Genomic DNA, 16675 nt, shown 5'->3' with positions numbered 1-16675 from the left:
CGGGCCTGGGCGGGACGCATCAGGCGTCCTCCTCCCTGGGCACTTCGAAGGCCCACTCCGGCAGGTGCCCGCTCCCGAGCACCTGCCGGAGCAGCAGCGCCATGCCGTAGTCGTCGTCGATGTCGAGGGCCGTGTCGATGTAGATCCCCGCGACCGAGCCCTGGCCGAGCGCCCAGCAGAGCCACGCCAGCATGCACAGCGGAGCCGGCCGGGCCGGGCGGGGGGCCATCGCCACGAGGAGTTTGAGCAGCTGGATCCCACGGGCCACCCGTTCCGGATCCGGTCGCTGCCGGCTCAGCCCGAGCATCAGGTCGCCCGTGGTCGGCGATGTCTCATGGAAGGATCGCCCAGCGGCCATGTCCGCCGCGACCAGGTCGTCCATGCTCAGACCGGTTTCGCGTTGCCGCTGGGCGTAGTGCCGGTTGAGCGCGTGGCTGCGGCGTCCTTCCTCCTCACCGAAGGCGAACTGCAGCATCATCTGGTCGCGGGTGGCCGGGCTCTGCACGAGGAAGAGCAGCACGGCGGCCTCGTCGATGCTGAGCTCGGCGGGGGTGAGCCCGAGCACGGTCTCTGCCGTGCCCACCGGGTCGAGCATGTCGCCCACCATCTCGACGAGTTCGGGGATGGGCCCCATGTCCGGGCCGAGCCGTTGGTAGCGGGCCAGCCTGCGGGCGCACCGCTCCCGCGTGGCCAGGTCCACCTTGGGCAGTTCGGCGCCGGTCTGCAGCCGGGCGAGTTCCCGGCGGTCACCCGGCGGCACGCCCTCGGTCACACTCGACTCCGCGATGTCGCTGAGCGGATGCCGCAGCGAACGGCCGGCCCGATCCCCGATCGCCGGGCCCGTCTGCCCCGGAACCTGTTCGAGGTCCAGATAGGAGGCCCACCCATCCGCTGCCACGCAGAGGGCGTCCCGCACCAGGAAGCCGGACTGCGCAGCCCGGGCCAGGATGGCGCGGAGGAACACGCCCTGCGGTAACCCGACAGACGTCTCGGGCGGCGCATCACCGATCTCCTCATCGGTGTAGAGCACCGGCACCAGGGCGTCCACACCGGGAATCTTGCACAGGGTGCCCAGCAGCGTGCCGGCGATACGGCGCAGCTCGGGCACGCCGGCTTGCTCCTGGGGCAGGTTGAACCGCAGCGCGCCGCAGGTGCGGTTTCCGCGAAAGGCGACCAAAACGAGACTGCGTTCCGGAAGGAACCCCACAAGCTGGGGCACGAGGGCGAGAAAGTCCTGGGGAGTCGGGGTCTTCACGATTGTCTTCTGCATGCGCACCACGGTGCGCCCGCACGGGCCACGCCAGCCGGGCGCCGCCGAACCTGTGCAGAATTCCGCCGAGTGGTCCCGCCTGTGGATAACGGCTGTGCATCGGCCGCGCACACGAGCGTGCATCCGCCGCCACAGCGGCGTGCACGACTGTGCAGGCCTGTGCACGACAGGGCCAACGGCCCGGGCACCTGGCCCGTCGGCTGATAATCTCTAAACAAATGACTCAGAATAATATGACTATTCCGGAAGCCTCCCCGGCGTCCGCGACAGCACCCTCCGCACCCGCGCTCGCAGCGCCGACCCACTCCGCCCTTGCCGACCCCGGCGCGCTGGGCTTGGCCGCATTCGCGCTCACCACCTTCGTGCTCAGCATGTCCAACACCGGCATCGTTCCCTCCAGCGCCGCAGTGCTCGGTCTCGCCCTGTTCTACGGCGGAATCGCCCAGGTCATCGCAGGGATCTGGGAGTTCCGCAACCACAACACGTTCGGCGCCACGGCATTCACCTCGTTCGGCGCGTTCTGGCTGGCGTTCTGGTACCTCGAGAGCACCGGGGGCAACATCGCCGCCGGAGCGTCCGGCATGGGCACCTTCCTGCTCGCCTGGGCGATCTTCACGGTCTACATGACCGTGGCGGCCAAGAAGACCAACGGCTCGATCTTCGCGGTCTTCGTGGCCCTGTCCATCACGTTCCTGCTGCTGGCGATCGGCGCCTTCACGGGCATCACCGCCATCCACCAGCTCGGCGGCTGGTTCGGCATCCTCACCGCTCTGCTGGCCTGGTACGGCTCCTTCGCCGTGGTCTACAACTCCACCGCCGGCCGCGCCGTCCTTCCCGTCTGGCCCGCCAAGTAACTCGCGAACTGTGAGAAAAGCCCCAAAAACTGGCTCTTCTGACATATCCGTGGGTGGTTTCCGCGTGGCTTAACGAGCGCACGCCGCTTTCTGTCTAGGTTTCTGACTGTCAAAGGTTGGAAACTGAAGAACGGAAAACGGCGTGCGTACTGCAAGGATATGGCGGACTCTGCTCGGTGTCGAAAAGACCATCGTTGACGACGTCGATTACGACGACGATGCGGGCGTTTTGGTCGTCGCGGTCCGGCCGATGAAAGCGGCCCGGAACCGGTGTGGGCTGTGCCACCGGCGCAGCCCAGGCTACGACCGTGGTGAGGGTCGACGACGCTGGCGGAGCCTGGATGCTGGCATCATCCAGGTCGTTCTCGAGGCAGACGCCCGCCGGGTGGCGTGCCGTGAGCATGGCGTCACGGTCGCGTCGGTGCCGTGGGCTCGGCACCAGGCCGGACATACCTACCTCTTCGACGACCACGTCGCGTGGCTGGCTACGCAGTCTTCCAAGACCGCGGTTACCGCGTTGATGCGCATCGCTTGGCGCACCGTCGGCGCGATCGTCACCCGGGTCTGGGACGACGCCGCGACCCTGCACGACCCGTTCGATGGCCTCACCCGCATCGGGATCGATGAGATCTCCTACAAGCGTGGCCACAAGTTCCTCACCATCGTCGTGGACCACGACACCGGCCGTCTCGTCTGGGCTGCACCGGGCCAAGACAAAGCCACCCTCGGCACGTTCTTCGACGCCCTCGGCCCCGAGCGTTCCGCACAGATCACGCATGTTTCCGCGGACGGTGCGGCTTGGATCGCCAACGTTGTCGCGGCCCGCTGCCCGAACGCGGTGCGCTGCGCGGACCCGTTCCACGTCGTCAAATGGGCCACCGAAGCCCTCGACGAAGTCCGCCGCGCAGCCTGGAACGACGCCCGCAAAGCCGCCCGCATCAATGACGCCGCGCGGGGCCGCGGCCGACCCCGGAACGGAGCCCCCGAACGCCCCGACAGCGCTCGCGCGGCCGGCATCAGAAACAGCCGTTATGCGCTCTGGAAAAACCCCGAGAACCTCACCGAGAAACAACAAACCAAGCTGGCCTGGATCGTCCAAACCGACCCCCGACTGGCCCGCGCCTACTACCTCAAAGAAGGCCTCAGAGTCATCTTCAAACTCCCGCTCGACCAGGCCAAGGAAGCCCTCGACAAATGGGTCGCCTGGGCTCGCCGCTGCCGCATCCCCGCGTTCGTGAAGCTGCAACGAAGCATCGTGAAGCACCGCGTCGCGATCCTCGCCTCGATAGAACACAACCTCTCCAACGGCCGCATCGAATCCATGAACACCAAAATCAGACTCCTCACCAGAATCGCGTTCGGCTTCGCCTCACCTGACGCCCTCATCAGCCTCGCCATGCTCAGCCTCGGCGGCCACCGACCAGCCCTCCCGGGCCGGAAATGACCCACGGAAGAGTCAGGAGAGCCCAAAAACTTGACGTTTTTGGGGCTTTTCTCACAGTTCGCGGAGGAGGTTCTCCCGGGAGGGGGCTACTCGATCGCGGCCGCGAATTGGGAGTCGTAGAGGGCCCGGTAAGCGCCGTCGGCCGCCAGCAGCTGCTCGTGGTTGCCCTGCTCCACGATGCGGCCGGCCTCCATCACCAGGATCAGGTCGGCGTCCCGGATCGTCGACAGGCGGTGCGCGATCACGAAGCTCGTGCGGTCGGCCCGCAGGGCGCTCATCGCGTGCTGCACGAGAACCTCGGTGCGGGTGTCGACCGAGCTGGTGGCCTCGTCGAGGATCAACACGCTCGGCCGGGCCAGGAACGCCCGGGCGATGGTGAGCAGCTGCTTCTCCCCCGCGCTGACGTTGCCGCCCTCGTCGTCGAGCACGGTGTCGTAGCCCTCGGGCAACGAGTGCACGAACCGGTCCACGTAGGTGGCCTTCGCCGCCTCGAGGATCTGCTCCTCGGTGGCGTCCGGCCGACCGTAGGCGATATTGTCGCGGATGCTGCCGCCGAACAGCCAGGTGTCCTGCAGCACCATGCCCATCCGGCTGCGCAGGTCGTTGCGGGTCATCTTCGAGATGTCCACGCCGTCCAGGGTGATCCGGCCGCCGCCGATCTCGTAGAAGCGCATCATCAGGTTCACCAGGGTGGTCTTGCCAGCCCCTGTTGGGCCCACGATCGCCACGGTCTGGCCGGGTTCGGCCACCAGGTTGAGATTTTCGATGAGCGGCTTGTCCGGGCTGTAGCTGAACGACACGTTCTCGAACACCAGGCGCCCGTGCGTCTGAACCGGGGTCTCTGCGGGCTCTTCGTCGGGCGTCTGCTCGTCGGCATCCAGCAGCTCGAACACGCGCTCGGCGCTGGCCACACCGGACTGCAGCAGGTTGGCCATGGAGCCCAGCTGCGCGAGCGGCTGGGTGAACTGCCGGGAGTACTGGATGAACGCCTGCACGTCACCGAGCTGCATGGCACCGGAGGCCACCTGCAGACCGCCGACGACGGCGATGCCGACGTAGACCAGGTTGCCGATGAAGGTCATCGCGGGCATGATCATGCCGCTGACGAACTGGGCACCGAAGCTGGCCTCGTAGAGTTCGGCGTTCTTGGCGGTGAAGCGCTGCTCCACCTCCTTCTGGCGGCCGAAGACCTTCACCAGGGCGTGACCGGAGAAGGTCTCCTCGATCTGGCCGTTCAGCTCCCCGGTGTGGGTCCACTGCGCCACGAAGAGCTTCTGCGAGCGCTTGGCGATGAGCACCGTGGTCACCAGGGTGAGGGGCACGGTCACGAGCGCGATCACCGCGAGCAGCGGCGAGAGCAGCAGCATCATCACGATCACACCCACCACGGTGAGCAACGACGTGACGACCTGGCTGAGCGACTGCTGCAGGCTCTGCGAGATGTTGTCGACGTCGTTGGTCACCCGGCTGAGCAGCTCGCCGCGCTTGACAGTGTCGAAGTAGCCCAGCGGCAGGCGGTTGATCTTCGCCTCGATCTCCTCGCGCAGCCGGTAGACGGTGCGCTGCACGACGGCGTTGAGCACCAGGGCCTGCAACCAGCTGAACACGGAGGCGAGGATGTACAGCGCGAGAACCCAGAACAGCACACTGGACAGCGCGGCGAAGTCGATGCCGAGCCCCGGCGTGAGCGTCATGGCGCTGAGCATGTCGGCCTTGGCCGTGTCACCGGATGCGTTCAGCCCGGCGATGATCTCGGCCTGCGTCATGCCGGCCGGGAGGGTCTTGGACACGATGCCGGAGAAGATCAGGTTGGTGCCCTCGCCGAGAAGGCGCGGACCGATCACCGAGAAGGTGACGCTGACCACGGCGAGCACCAGCACGAGAACCAGCCAGAGCCGTTCCGGGTGGAGCTTGCCGATCAGGCGTTTGGCGCTTGGACCGAAGTTCATGGCCTTCTCGGCGGGCATGTTCATACCGCCGAAGGGTCCTCCGCCGCGCGGGGGCCTGGCGGGAACCTTAACGTCGTCGTCGGTGCTGTCGCTCATGAGGTGGCCTCCGCTGCCAGCTGGGATGCCGCAATTTCCTGATAGGTGGTCGAGGTCTCCAGGAGCTCCTCGTGGGTGCCGCTGGCGACGATCCGGCCGTCTTCGACGACGAGGATCTGGTCGGCGTCGAGGATCGTCGACACCCGCTGGGCGACGATGATCATGGTGGCGTCGGAGACGTCCTCGGCCAGAGCTGCGCGCAGCCGGGAGTCGGTGGCGAGGTCGAGGGCCGAGAAGGAGTCATCGAAGATGTAGAGCTCCGGCCGTTTCACGAGCGCCCGGGCGATGGCGAGGCGTTGCCGCTGCCCGCCGGAGACGTTGGTGCCGCCCTGGGAGATCGGGGCGTCCAGGCCGCCGTCGAGCCTCTCGACGAAGTCCCGCGCCTGCGCGGTCTCCAGCGCCTGCCAGATCTCCGCTTCCGACGCATCAGGCTTGCCGTAGAGCAGGTTGCTGCGCACGGTGCCGGAGAACAGGTACGGCTTCTGCGGCACCAGGCCGATGTGGCCCCAGAGCAGGTCGGGGTTGAGCTCACGCACGTCGACGCCGTCGAACAGCACGGTGCCGCTGGTGGCGTCGAACAGGCGCGGCATCAGGTTCACCAGGGTGGTCTTGCCCGAGCCGGTGCTGCCGATGATCGCGGTGGTATAGCCGGGCCGGGCCACGAAGCTGATGTCGCTGAGCACGGGCTGTTGGGCGCCCGGGTAGGCGAAGCCCACCCCGCGCAGCTCGAGTTCGCCGCGCCCGATCGTCTCGTTCACCGGGCTTACCGGTGGGCGCACGCTGGACGGGGTCTCGAGGACCTCGCCGATGCGGTCGGCCGAGACCGTGGCGCGCGGGATCATCACGGCCATGAAGGTGGCCATCATCACGGCCATCAGGATCTGCATGAGGTAGCTGAGGAACGCGATCAGGGTGCCCACCTGCATCGAACCGTCGTCGATGCGGAACGCGCCGAACCAGATCACGGCCACGCTGGAGACGTTCAGCACCAGCATCACGACGGGGAACATCAGCGCCATCAGCCGGCCTGCCTGCAGCGCCGTGGTGGTGACATCGGTGTTGGCCTGGCCGAACCGGCGGGTCTCCACGTCTTCGCGCACGAATGCGCGCACCACACGGATGCCGGTGAGCTGTTCGCGCAGCACCCGGTTGACGGTGTCGATGCGCACCTGCATCACCCGGAACAACGGCACCATGCGCACGATGATGAGACCGACGGCGACAAGCAGCACGGGCACGCTGACGGCGATCAGCCAGGACAGTTCGAGGTCCTGGCGCATGGCCATGATGATGCCGCCGACGCACAGGATGGGAGCGGAGACCAGCAGCGTGCAGGTGGTGAGCACCAGCATCTGCACCTGCTGCACGTCGTTGGTGGAGCGGGTGATCAGCGACGGGGCGCCGAACCGGCTGACCTCCTGCTCGGAGAACTCACCCACCCGGGTGAACACCGCGCCGCGCAGGTCACGGCCGAGGGCCATGGCCGCCTTGGCGCCGAAGTACACGGCGATGATGGCGCAGATGATCTGGCCGAGGGTGATCAGCAGCATCACCCCGCCGACGCGCATGATGTACCCGGTGTCGCCCGTCGCGACGCCCTCGTCGATGATGTCGGCGTTCAGCGAGGGCAGGTAGAGCGACGCTATCGACTGGGCGAGTTGGAACACGACGACCGCGACCAGCAGCCGCCAATGCGGCCGCAGGTAGCGTACGAGCAATTTCCAGAGCATCCGGTGTCCTTGGTGTGGGTGGAGCGTGGTGTGAGTGGAGCGACGTGTGGGTTGATCGGTGCGGTGAAGCCGGTGTGGACGGGTCAGGCGAAGAGGGCCGAGATGTAGGCGACGTCCTCGTCGGTGGGTCGCCAGCTGGTTGCGGCCTCGGCATTCTGCACGATCTGGTCGGGTTTGGTGGCCCCGGCGATCACGCTCGTGAGGCCGGGCTGCGCGAGTAGCCAGGCCAGCGTCGCGCCGAGCATGGTGACGCCGCGGTCGTCGCAGAACTGCTGGTACCGCTCGATGGTGTCCCAGGGGGCGTCGTCGAGTAGGTGCCGGCGCACCATCATAATCCTGCTGTCGGCCGGCCCGCCGTCGCGGTTGAACTTGCCGGTGAACAGCCCGTTGTAGAGCGGGAAGAACGGCAGGAAGCCCAGGCCGTAGGCGTTCACGGCGGGCAGCACCTCCTCCTCGGCTTCGCGCACCAGCAGGCTGTACTCGTTCTGCGCCGAGATGAACGCCGGATGCCCGCCGATGCGCGCGGTGAACTCGGCCTCGGCGATCTGCCAGCCGGCCAGGTTGGAGTGGCCGATGTAGCGGATCTTGCCCTCGCGGATGAGGTCGTCGAGCACCGACAGGGTCTCCTCGATGGGAGTGTTGGGGTCGGGCCGATGCAGCTGGTACAGGTCGATCCAGTCGGTCTGCAGCCGGGTCAGCGACGCCTCGACGGCCAGGCGGATGTAGCGGCGGGAACCGCGGGCGTCCCAGTCCGGCCCGTTCGCACCGCTCATGTCCATGCCGAACTTGGTGGCCAGCACGATCTGATCGCGTTTGCCGCGTAGCGCGTGCCCCATCAGGGTCTCGCTGAGGCCTCGCTCGGCGCCGTAGATGTCGGCGGTGTCGAAGAGGGTGACCCCGGTGTCGATGGCAGCGTCGATGACCAGGGAGGTGCCCGCCTGGGTCTCGGTGGTGGTGCCGGTCCTCCCGAAGTTGTTGCAGCCGAGTCCGATCGTCGAAACGACGAGTCCGGAGTTGCCGAGGGTGCGATAGTCGATCTGAGCCATTGCACCAGACTATTCCTCTCCAGCGCCAGAATGAGGGGCCTTCCGCCCCTCCTCCACAGGCCGCCGTGCGGCCGGATATTCCAGTGTCCGAAATCCGCCGGTTCCGCCCGGGCCCGCCGACTACAGTCGCAGTATGAGCAGCCCAAGCCTCCTTCCCCCGAACCTGATTCGCCTCTCGAGTCCGCTCGGCGACCTCGAGCTCACCGGCGACGACCGCGAGGTCTGGTCGTTGGCCATCATCAGGAACGGCCACCTGCCCTTCGAGGGCCTCCCCGAGTCCCCCAACCCATTGCTGCGGCAGGCGGCCACACAGCTCACCGAGTACTTCGCGGGCGAGCGGACCGACTTCGACGTGCCCGTGCGGCTCTCCCGCGGCACCGAGTTCCAGCGGAGCGTCTGGGCAGGGTTGGCCGCGATCCCGTTCGGCGCGCACCTGTCCTATGGCGAGCTGGGCCGGTCGATCGGCAAGAGCGGAGCCGGCCGCGCCATCGGCGGCGCCGTCGGTGCCAATCCGGCGCCGATCCTGGTCGGCTGCCACCGCGTGCTCGCCTCCAACGGACGCATCACCGGCTTCAGCGCCGGCGAGGGAATCCCTACCAAGCAGTGGCTGCTGCGGCACGAGAGCATCGAGTACGTCGGATGACCGAACGCCCTTCCGTCCTGATCGGCGATGACGGCGTGGGCCGATGCGGATGGGTCGGGAACGATGCCGAATACCGGCGCTATCACGACCAGGAGTGGGGACGCCCGCTGCGGGACGACCGAGCCCTGTTCGAGAAGCTCTGCCTGGAGGGGTTCCAGGCGGGTTTGTCCTGGATCACCATCCTCAGGCGGCGGCCGGCCTTCCGTGCGGCGTTCGCCGGCTTCGACGCCCCGACGGTGGCCGCCTTCACCGACGACGACGTGGAGCGTCTGCTGGCCGACGCGGCGATCATCCGGCACCGGGGCAAGATCACCGCCACCATCGGCAACGCCAGGGCCACGCTAGCCCTCGACGGCAGCCTCACGGATCTGATCTGGGGTTTCGCCCCCGCTACCCGCGCGGAGCCGCTCACCGGCCTGGCCGACGTCCCGGCGATCACCCCGGAGTCCGAGGCGCTCAGCAAGGAACTGCGCTCCCGCGGCTACCGGTTCGTCGGGCCCACCACCGTGTATGCCCTCATGCAGTCCAGCGGGCTGGTGAACGACCATGTCGTCGGCTGCCACCTCGCGCCGTCGCCGGGCGAGTCGCTTCCCGCCTAGGCTCGCCCTGGGCCCAACAACCCCAGCGCGCTGACGGCGTCGCGCTCGGCCACCAGGTCGGCGATGGACGCGTCGATGCGCGCCCGGGAGAACGCGTCGATCGACAGCCCCGGCTCGATGGCCCAACGGCCACCGAGCGAGCGCACCGGGTACGACGACACCAGCCCCGTGGGAACCCCGTACGAGCCGTCCGAGAACACCCCCGCGCTGGTCCAGTCGCCGCCGGTCCCGTTCACCCAGTCGTGCACGTGGTCGACAGTCGCACTGGCGGCCGAGCCCATCGAGGACGCGCCGCGCACAGCGATGATCTCAGCGCCGCGGTTGGCCACCCTCGGGATGAACTCGTTCGCGAGCCAGTCCTCGCCGACGAGGTCCCGCACGGGCCGACCCTTGACGGTGGCGTGGGACACGTCGGGGTATTGCAGGGCGGAGTGGTTGCCCCAGACGATCACGCCGTGTACGTCGGTCACCTGCACAGAGAGCTTGGCGGCCAGCTGGGCCACGGCCCGGTTGTGGTCCAGACGGGTGAGAGCGGTGAAGCGGTCGGCGGGCACGTCCGGTGCGTGGCTGGACGCGACGAGGGCGTTGGTGTTGGCGGGGTTGCCGACCACGACCACCCGGATGTCGTCGGCGGCGCCGGCGTTGATGGCGGCGCCCTGCGGGCCGAAGATACGGGCGTTGCCCTCGAGCAGGTCGGCGCGCTGCTGGCCGGGACCGCGGGGCCTGGACCCGACCAGGATCGCGACGTTGGTTCCGTCGAACGCCTGCACCGGGTCATCCGTCACAAGCACATCGCCAAGCAGCGGGAACGCGCTGTCCTGGAGTTCGAAGGCGCTGCCCTCTGCGGCCCGGATGCCCGTGGGTATTTCCAGCAGCCGCAGGGCCACGGGAACATCGGGCCCGAGCAGCTGACCGGAGGCGATGCGGAACATCAAAGCGTAGCCGATGTTGCCTCCGGCGCCGGTGACGGTGACGTTTACTCGTTGTCTCTGCACGTCTTCATCCTAGGCGTGCGACTTCACGACCAGTTCGAGTTCTGCGGCGGCGCCGGGCCGGAGGGTGAGGCCGGCGGTCGGGGCCCAGTCGAGGAGCTCGTCGACAGTCTGGAAGTCCCGGCCGTTCTCGAGCAGGGCGCGGGTGAACTCGCCCTTCGCCTTCTTGTTGAAGTGGTTGAGCGCCCGGGTACGCCCATCGGCGGACGCGGTGACCACGCGCAGGAAGTGTCGCTGCGGATGGGCGGCCGCGGACCCCAGGCCGACGTAGCCCTCTGAGCGCAGGTCGAGCAGCAGCCCCTCCGTCGCCTCGAGCACGGCGGACACGTCGGCGGCCCAGTGCTTCTTCAGCGGCAGCGCGGGCAGCCTGGAGTCGTGCGAGAGGCGGTAGGCGGGAACCAGGTCGAGGCCGGCAACGGGTCCGAGCAGGGCTGAGTGCACGAGCAGGTGCCGGCCGGCGAAGGCGCGAGCCTCGGCAGACAGGGTGTCGGCGGCAAGGGCGTCGTACAGCACTCCGGTGTACCGGTCGATGACCGGGGTCGTCGGGGAGGAGACGACGGTGGCGTTGCGCTCCACCTCGGCCAGTTGGGTGCGGCCGAGCTTGAGGGCGCGCACCGTGGCATCCGGGTCGCCGGCCAGTTTCGTCAATGCGGTGACCAGTGTGCGACGGCGCCCGGCCAGTTCGGGAAAAGCCAGCGACTCGAGGTCCAGGGACGCAAAACCGCCGCCGGAGCGTTTCGTCTCCGACGGCGGTAGCAATACAAACACAGTGTCCTAGCGGGCAGTTCCTAAACGAGTGCGGCCTTGCGGGCCACGATGGTGATGGTGTCGTTCTCAACCGAGAGGAACCCGTCGGCCGCCTCGGCGACGACCTTGGTGCCGTCCAGCAGGGTCAGGCGCACCTCACCGCTGGACAGGATGGCCAGCAACGGCTCGTGGCCGGCGAGAATACCGATCTCGCCTTCCACGGTGCGTGCCACGACCATGGTGGCCTCGCCGGACCAGACCTGCTGGTCCGCCGAGACGACACTCACGGAAAGCGGAGCCGAAGCCATGCTTAGCCGTTCTCCTTCTGGATCTGAGCCCACTTCTCTTCGACGTCGCCGATGCCACCGACGTTGAAGAAGGCCTGCTCCGACACGTGGTCGAAGTCACCGTTGGCGATGGCCGTGAACGACTCGATGGTGTCCTTGAGCGACACCGTCGAACCCTCGACGCCCGTGAACTTCTTCGCCATGTAGGTGTTCTGCGACAGGAACTGCTGGATGCGCCGGGCGCGGGCCACGGTCACCTTGTCTTCTTCAGAGAGCTCGTCGACACCGAGGATCGCGATGATCTCCTGGAGCTCCTTGTTCTTCTGCAGGATCGCCTTGACGCGAACGGCCGTGTTGTAGTGGTCGGCGCCCAAGTAGCGGGGATCGAGGATACGGCTGGACGAGGTCAGCGGGTCGACGGCCGGGTAGAGGCCCTTCGATGCGATCTCACGGGAGAGCTCGGTGGTGGCGTCGAGGTGCGCGAACGTGGTCGCCGGAGCCGGGTCGGTGTAGTCGTCAGCAGGCACGTAGATGGCCTGCAGCGAGGTGATCGAGTGGCCACGGGTCGAGGTGATGCGCTCCTGCAGGATGCCCATCTCGTCGGCCAGGTTCGGCTGGTAGCCCACGGCGGACGGCATGCGGCCCAGCAGGGTCGACACCTCAGAACCGGCCTGGGTGAAGCGGAAGATGTTGTCGATGAAGAGCAACACGTCCTGCTTGGCAACGTCACGGAAGTACTCCGCCATGGTCAGCGCGGAGAGCGCGACACGCAGTCGCGTTCCCGGCGGCTCGTCCATCTGGCCGAATACGAGGGCGGTCTTGTCGAAGACGCCGGCTTCTTCCATCTCGCCGATGAGGTCGTTGCCCTCACGGGTACGCTCGCCGACACCGGCGAACACCGACACACCACCGTGGTCCTGCGCGACGCGCTGAATCATTTCCTGGATCAGGACGGTCTTACCGACACCGGCACCACCGAAGAGGCCGATCTTTCCACCGAGGACGTACGGCGTGAGAAGGTCGATGACCTTGATGCCGGTCTCGAACAGCTGGGTCTTGGACTCCAGCTGGTCAAAGGGCGGCGGCTTGCGGTGGATGGGCCAGCGCTCGGTGATCTCGATCTTCTCGCCCGGCTTGGCGTTGAGCACCTCGCCGATGACGTTGAAGACGCGACCCTTGGTGACGTTTCCGACCGGAACCATGATGGGCGAGCCGGTGTCCCGGACCTCCTGGCCGCGGACGAGTCCGTCGGTCGGGTTCAGGGCGATGGCGCGCACCAGGTCGTCGCCGAGGTGCAGGGCGACCTCGAGGGTGATCTCGGTCGACTCGTCGCCGATGACGATGGTCGTCTTGAGCGCGTTGTACATACCAGGGATCGAGTCGTGCGGGAACTCGATGTCCACGACGGGTCCCGTAACGCGTGCGATCCGGCCCACAGCGCCGGCTGTGTCCTCCGCGAGGACTGGCGCGATTGCGGTGTCAGTCATTGCTCTCTCTTCTCTGGGTTAGTTCTTGGCGGATGAGAGCGCGTCGGCTCCACCCACGATCTCGGAAATCTGCTGCGTGATCTCGGTCTGACGCGCGTTGTTCGACAGCCGCGTGAAGTCCTTGATGAGCTTGTCGGCGTTGTCGCTGGCCGACTTCATCGCCTTCTGGCGGCTGGCGTGTTCGGAAGCGGCGGACTGCAACATGGCGTTGAAGATGCGGCTTTCGATGTACACCGGCAGCAGGGCGTCGAGAACGGTCTCGGCCTCAGGCTCGAATTCGTAGAGCGGCAGCACGTTCGCGGCCTCGGGGGCCTCTTCGCCTTCGACGACCTCGAGCGGCAGCAGGCGAACAACCTCGGGCACCTGCGTGACCATGCTGACGAAGCGGTTGTAGACGATGTGGATCTCATCCACACCACCGTCATCGGCTCCGCGCAGGAACGCCTCGAGAAGGGCTTCGCCGATCTCCTGTGCCGTGTCGAACACGGGCTGGTCGGTCGCGCCGGTCCAGGAACGCTCCGAGACACGACGGCGGAAGCTGAAGTACGCGAGCGCCTTGCGGCCGACGAGGTAGTAAACGACGTCCTTGCCTTGGCTGCGCAGCAGTTCGGTGAGCTGCTCGGCCTCGCGGAGTACCTGGGAGCTGAACGCTCCGGCCAGACCGCGGTCCGAGGCGAAGATGACGACCGCGGCGCGGTTGATGGTCTCCGGCTCGGTCGTCAGCACGTGCTCGATGTTCGAGTAGGTGGCGACGGCTGAAACGGCGCGCGTGATTGCACGCGAATACGGGGTGGACGCAGCAACCCTCGCCTGCGCCTTCTGGATGCGCGAGGCGGAGATCAGCTCCATGGCCCGAGTGATCTTCTTGGTCGTCTGGGCAGATTTGATCTTCTGCCGGTAGACCCGAAGTTGCGCTCCCATGTGTCTCCTGTGCTTACTTGTCTGTCGTGTCGGTGGGTGTCGAGCAGCGGTCCGCGCCTCCGGGGAGGCGCGGACCGTACAGCGGCTAGCGCTTGTGCTTGACGATCTTTTCCTGGTTGACGTCTTCCGCCTTGGTGGCGACGAACTCTTCGCGGCCGACGGAGGCGAGTGCCTTGCCCTCACCGGTCTGGAATTCGCGCTTGAAGGTGTCGACGGCCAAGGTGAGCTCGGTGACGGTGTCATCCGAGAGCACGTTGGTCTCGCGCAGGGTGGTGAGGATGCCCGTGTTGCGGCCCAGGTAGTCGAGCAGTTCGCGCTCGAAACGCAGAATGTCTTCGAGGGGAACCTCGTCGAGCTTGCCGTTGGTGCCGGCCCAGATCGAGACGACCTGGTCTTCGACGGGGTACGGCGAGTACTGCGGCTGCTTGAGCAGCTCGGTCAGGCGCGCGCCGCGAGCAAGCTGGCGACGGCTGGCCGGGTCGAGGTCGGAGGCGAACATGGAGAACGCCTCGAGCGAGCGGTACTGGGCAAGTTCGAGCTTGAGGGTACCGGAGACCTTCTTGATCGACTTGACCTGCGCGTCACCACCGACTCGGGAGACCGAGATTCCCACGTCGACAGCGGGGCGCTGGTTGGCGTTGAAGAGGTCGGACTGCAGGAAGATCTGGCCGTCGGTGATCGAGATCACGTTGGTCGGGATGTACGCAGCAACGTCGTTGGCCTTGGTCTCGATGATCGGCAGGCCGGTCATCGATCCGGCACCGAGCTCGTCGGAGAGCTTGGCGCAACGCTCCAGCAGACGGGAGTGCAGGTAGAACACGTCGCCGGGGTACGCTTCGCGTCCCGGCGGGCGGCGCAGCAGCAGCGACACGGCACGGTAGGCCTCGGCCTGCTTGGACAGGTCGTCGAAGATGATGAGGACGTGCTTGCCGGCGTACATCCAGTGCTGGCCGATGGCCGATCCGGTATACGGGGCGAGGTACTTGAAGCCGGCCGGGTCGGACGCGGGAGCGGCGACGATGGTCGTGTACTCCATCGCTCCGGCATCCTCGAGCGCACCCTTCACCGAAGCGATGGTGGAGCCCTTCTGGCCGATGGCGACGTAGATGCAGCGAACCTGCTTGTTGGTGTCGCCGGACTCCCAGTTGGCCTTCTGGTTGATGATGGTGTCTACCGCGATGGCGGTCTTGCCGGTCTGGCGGTCACCGATGATCAGCTGGCGCTGGCCACGGCCGATCGGGATCATGGCGTCGATGGCCTTGATGCCGGTCTGCATCGGCTCGTGCACGCTCTTGCGGTGCATGACGCCGGGCGCCTGCAGCTCGAGGGCGCGGCGGCCTTCGGTCTTGATCTCGCCGAGACCGTCGATCGGGGCGCCGAGCGGGTCGACGACGCGGCCGAGGTAGCCATCGCCGACGGGTACGGAGAGGACCTCGCCGGTGCGGTACACCTCCATGCCTTCGACGATGCCGGCGAACTCGCCGAGGACGACAACACCGATCTCGTCTTCGTCGAGGTTCAGCGCGAGGCCCAGGGTGCCGTCGGCGAACTCGATGAGTTCGTTGGCCATGACGCCGGGGAGACCCTCAACGTGGGCGATTCCATCGCCCGCGGTGGTGACGTAGCCGACCTCGGTCGTTGCGGTCTTGTTCGGCTCGTAGGACTTGACGAAGTCCTGGAGAGCGTCACGGATCTCATCGGGGCTGATCGTTAGTTCTGCCATCATCTTCCCTTTTCTGTACAGCAGTACAGGCTTTGTCTTTTCGACACGTTACCGTCTCGAGGTTTGTGTGTTCTGGGAAACCCTAAGGTTACCCAGCAAGCTGCAGTCTCAAGTCCTTGAGACGGGTGGCGATGCTGCCGTCGATGACGTCATCGCCGATCTGTACTTTCAGGCCGCCGACGACGGATGCGTCGATGACCTGGTTGATGGTGAGGTTGCGGCCGTATCGAACCGACAGGCTCTTCGCGAGTCGGTCCAGCTGAGTGCTGTGCAACGGCGTCGCGGAGATGACGGTGGCGATGATGGTGTCGGCCTGGTCAGCCACGATCGCGGCGGCGTCGCCGAGCAGTTCACCGATGCGGCGGCCGCGGGGCTGCTGCACGAGGTGACGCACGATGACGAGGGTCTGCGCGCTCGCCTTGCCGGAGAGCAGCGCGTCGACGAGGCTCAGTTTGGCCGCAGCCGGCGTGAGCTTGCTGGTCAGCGCCAGTTCGAGCTCGGCGTCGGAGGAGACCGCCGCGCCGAAGGTGAACAGCTCGGAATCGATCGACACGTCCGCAGGAGCGGACGCGGCGGTCACACGCAGGCCGAGTTCTTCGATCCCTGCAAGCAGGTCCTGGTGGCTCGACCAGCGGGCCGCCGCAGCAAACTGCAGCAGCTCGAGGGCTGCCGGCGTCAGCGTCGGAGCGAAGACCGCCCTGACCAGGGCGGCCTTGGCGGTCTCATCGGCTGAGGCGTCGCCGATGGCGGCTAGCAGCTGAGATGAGTCACCGATGACGCGGCCGGCGTCGAACAGGCTTTCGCCCGTCGCCAGATCGGCCGAGTCGGCGTGGGCGGCCAAGGCCGTCCGCGACGAGGCCAAGGCTTCTCTGGTGGCGCTTCCCATG

At 67.0% G+C, this 16675-nt stretch carries 15 protein-coding genes; 4 read left to right on the top strand and 11 right to left on the bottom strand.

Going from position 1 to position 16675, the window contains the following annotated elements; all coding sequences use genetic code 11:
* Window positions 1-19: 19 nt before the first annotated feature.
* A complete protein-coding gene (locus tag KY500_RS02010) occupies window positions 20-1270 on the bottom strand; it encodes a DUF4192 domain-containing protein (protein ID WP_219902132.1) in 1251 nt (416 codons plus the stop codon).
* A gap of 233 nt (window positions 1271-1503) precedes the next feature.
* Here KY500_RS02010 and KY500_RS02005 point away from each other — a divergent pair, with 233 nt between their 5' ends.
* Both KY500_RS02005 and KY500_RS02000 read left to right on the top strand, forming a co-directional pair.
* The gene (locus KY500_RS02005) at window positions 1504-2124 is read left to right on the top strand and encodes an acetate uptake transporter (protein ID WP_219902131.1); all 621 of its coding nucleotides are present in this window, start codon (window positions 1504-1506) and stop codon (window positions 2122-2124) included.
* A gap of 142 nt (window positions 2125-2266) precedes the next feature.
* Complete coding sequence (locus KY500_RS02000; protein WP_219901511.1) at window positions 2267-3568, top strand: ISL3 family transposase; 1302 nt, start codon at window positions 2267-2269, stop codon at window positions 3566-3568.
* 86 nt (window positions 3569-3654) lie between these two features.
* Here KY500_RS02000 and KY500_RS01995 read toward each other — a convergent pair whose 3' ends face one another.
* The 3 genes from KY500_RS01995 to KY500_RS01985 form a co-directional block, all read right to left on the bottom strand.
* Window positions 3655-5613, bottom strand: a complete 1959-nt coding sequence (locus tag KY500_RS01995; RefSeq protein WP_219902130.1) for an ABC transporter ATP-binding protein — start codon at window positions 5611-5613, stop codon at window positions 3655-3657.
* A complete protein-coding gene (locus tag KY500_RS01990; protein ID WP_219902129.1) occupies window positions 5610-7343 on the bottom strand; it encodes an ABC transporter ATP-binding protein in 1734 nt (577 codons plus the stop codon). The genes KY500_RS01995 and KY500_RS01990 overlap by 4 nt, the downstream gene beginning before the upstream one ends.
* Window positions 7344-7426: 83 nt before the next feature.
* Window positions 7427-8389, bottom strand: a complete 963-nt coding sequence (locus tag KY500_RS01985) for an aldo/keto reductase (RefSeq protein WP_219902128.1) — start codon at window positions 8387-8389, stop codon at window positions 7427-7429.
* 133 nt (window positions 8390-8522) lie between these two features.
* Between KY500_RS01985 and KY500_RS01980 the strand changes: the two genes are divergently transcribed.
* Both KY500_RS01980 and KY500_RS01975 read left to right on the top strand, forming a co-directional pair.
* Window positions 8523-9032 (top strand): methylated-DNA--[protein]-cysteine S-methyltransferase, encoded by a 510-nt coding sequence (locus tag KY500_RS01980; protein WP_219902127.1) that lies wholly within the window; start codon window positions 8523-8525, stop codon window positions 9030-9032.
* Window positions 9029-9631 (top strand): DNA-3-methyladenine glycosylase I, encoded by a 603-nt coding sequence (locus KY500_RS01975; protein WP_219902126.1) that lies wholly within the window; start codon window positions 9029-9031, stop codon window positions 9629-9631. Before KY500_RS01980 ends, KY500_RS01975 begins: the two co-directional genes overlap by 4 nt.
* On the opposite strand, the gene KY500_RS01970 is transcribed toward KY500_RS01975, so the two are convergent.
* The 7 genes from KY500_RS01970 to KY500_RS01940 form a co-directional block, all read right to left on the bottom strand.
* Entirely contained in the window at window positions 9628-10626 is a 999-nt protein-coding gene (locus KY500_RS01970) for a malate dehydrogenase (RefSeq protein WP_219902125.1), read from the bottom strand. The genes KY500_RS01975 and KY500_RS01970 overlap by 4 nt on opposite strands.
* A gap of 9 nt (window positions 10627-10635) precedes the next feature.
* Window positions 10636-11391, bottom strand: a complete 756-nt coding sequence (locus KY500_RS01965) for a YaaA family protein (RefSeq protein ID WP_219902124.1) — start codon at window positions 11389-11391, stop codon at window positions 10636-10638.
* Between the two features lie 20 nt (window positions 11392-11411).
* Window positions 11412-11678: a F0F1 ATP synthase subunit epsilon gene (locus KY500_RS01960; protein ID WP_066593688.1), complete on the bottom strand. Its 267-nt coding sequence runs from the start codon at window positions 11676-11678 to the stop codon at window positions 11412-11414.
* Window positions 11679-11680: 2 nt separating this feature from the next.
* Entirely contained in the window at window positions 11681-13144 is a 1464-nt protein-coding gene (gene atpD, locus KY500_RS01955; protein ID WP_066593686.1) for a F0F1 ATP synthase subunit beta, read from the bottom strand.
* A gap of 18 nt (window positions 13145-13162) precedes the next feature.
* The gene (locus KY500_RS01950; RefSeq protein WP_066593684.1) at window positions 13163-14065 is read right to left on the bottom strand and encodes a F0F1 ATP synthase subunit gamma; all 903 of its coding nucleotides are present in this window, start codon (window positions 14063-14065) and stop codon (window positions 13163-13165) included.
* Between the two features lie 85 nt (window positions 14066-14150).
* A complete protein-coding gene (atpA, locus tag KY500_RS01945) occupies window positions 14151-15788 on the bottom strand; it encodes a F0F1 ATP synthase subunit alpha (protein ID WP_219902123.1) in 1638 nt (545 codons plus the stop codon).
* Between the two features lie 88 nt (window positions 15789-15876).
* Entirely contained in the window at window positions 15877-16674 is a 798-nt protein-coding gene (locus tag KY500_RS01940) for a F0F1 ATP synthase subunit delta (RefSeq protein ID WP_219902122.1), read from the bottom strand.
* Between the last annotated feature and the right edge of the window lies 1 nt (window position 16675).

Origin of the sequence: Cryobacterium sp. PAMC25264 (assembly GCF_019443325.1) — a bacterium.
GTDB lineage: Bacteria > Actinomycetota > Actinomycetes > Actinomycetales > Microbacteriaceae > Cryobacterium.
This window is presented reverse-complemented; position numbering and strand designations above follow the sequence as displayed.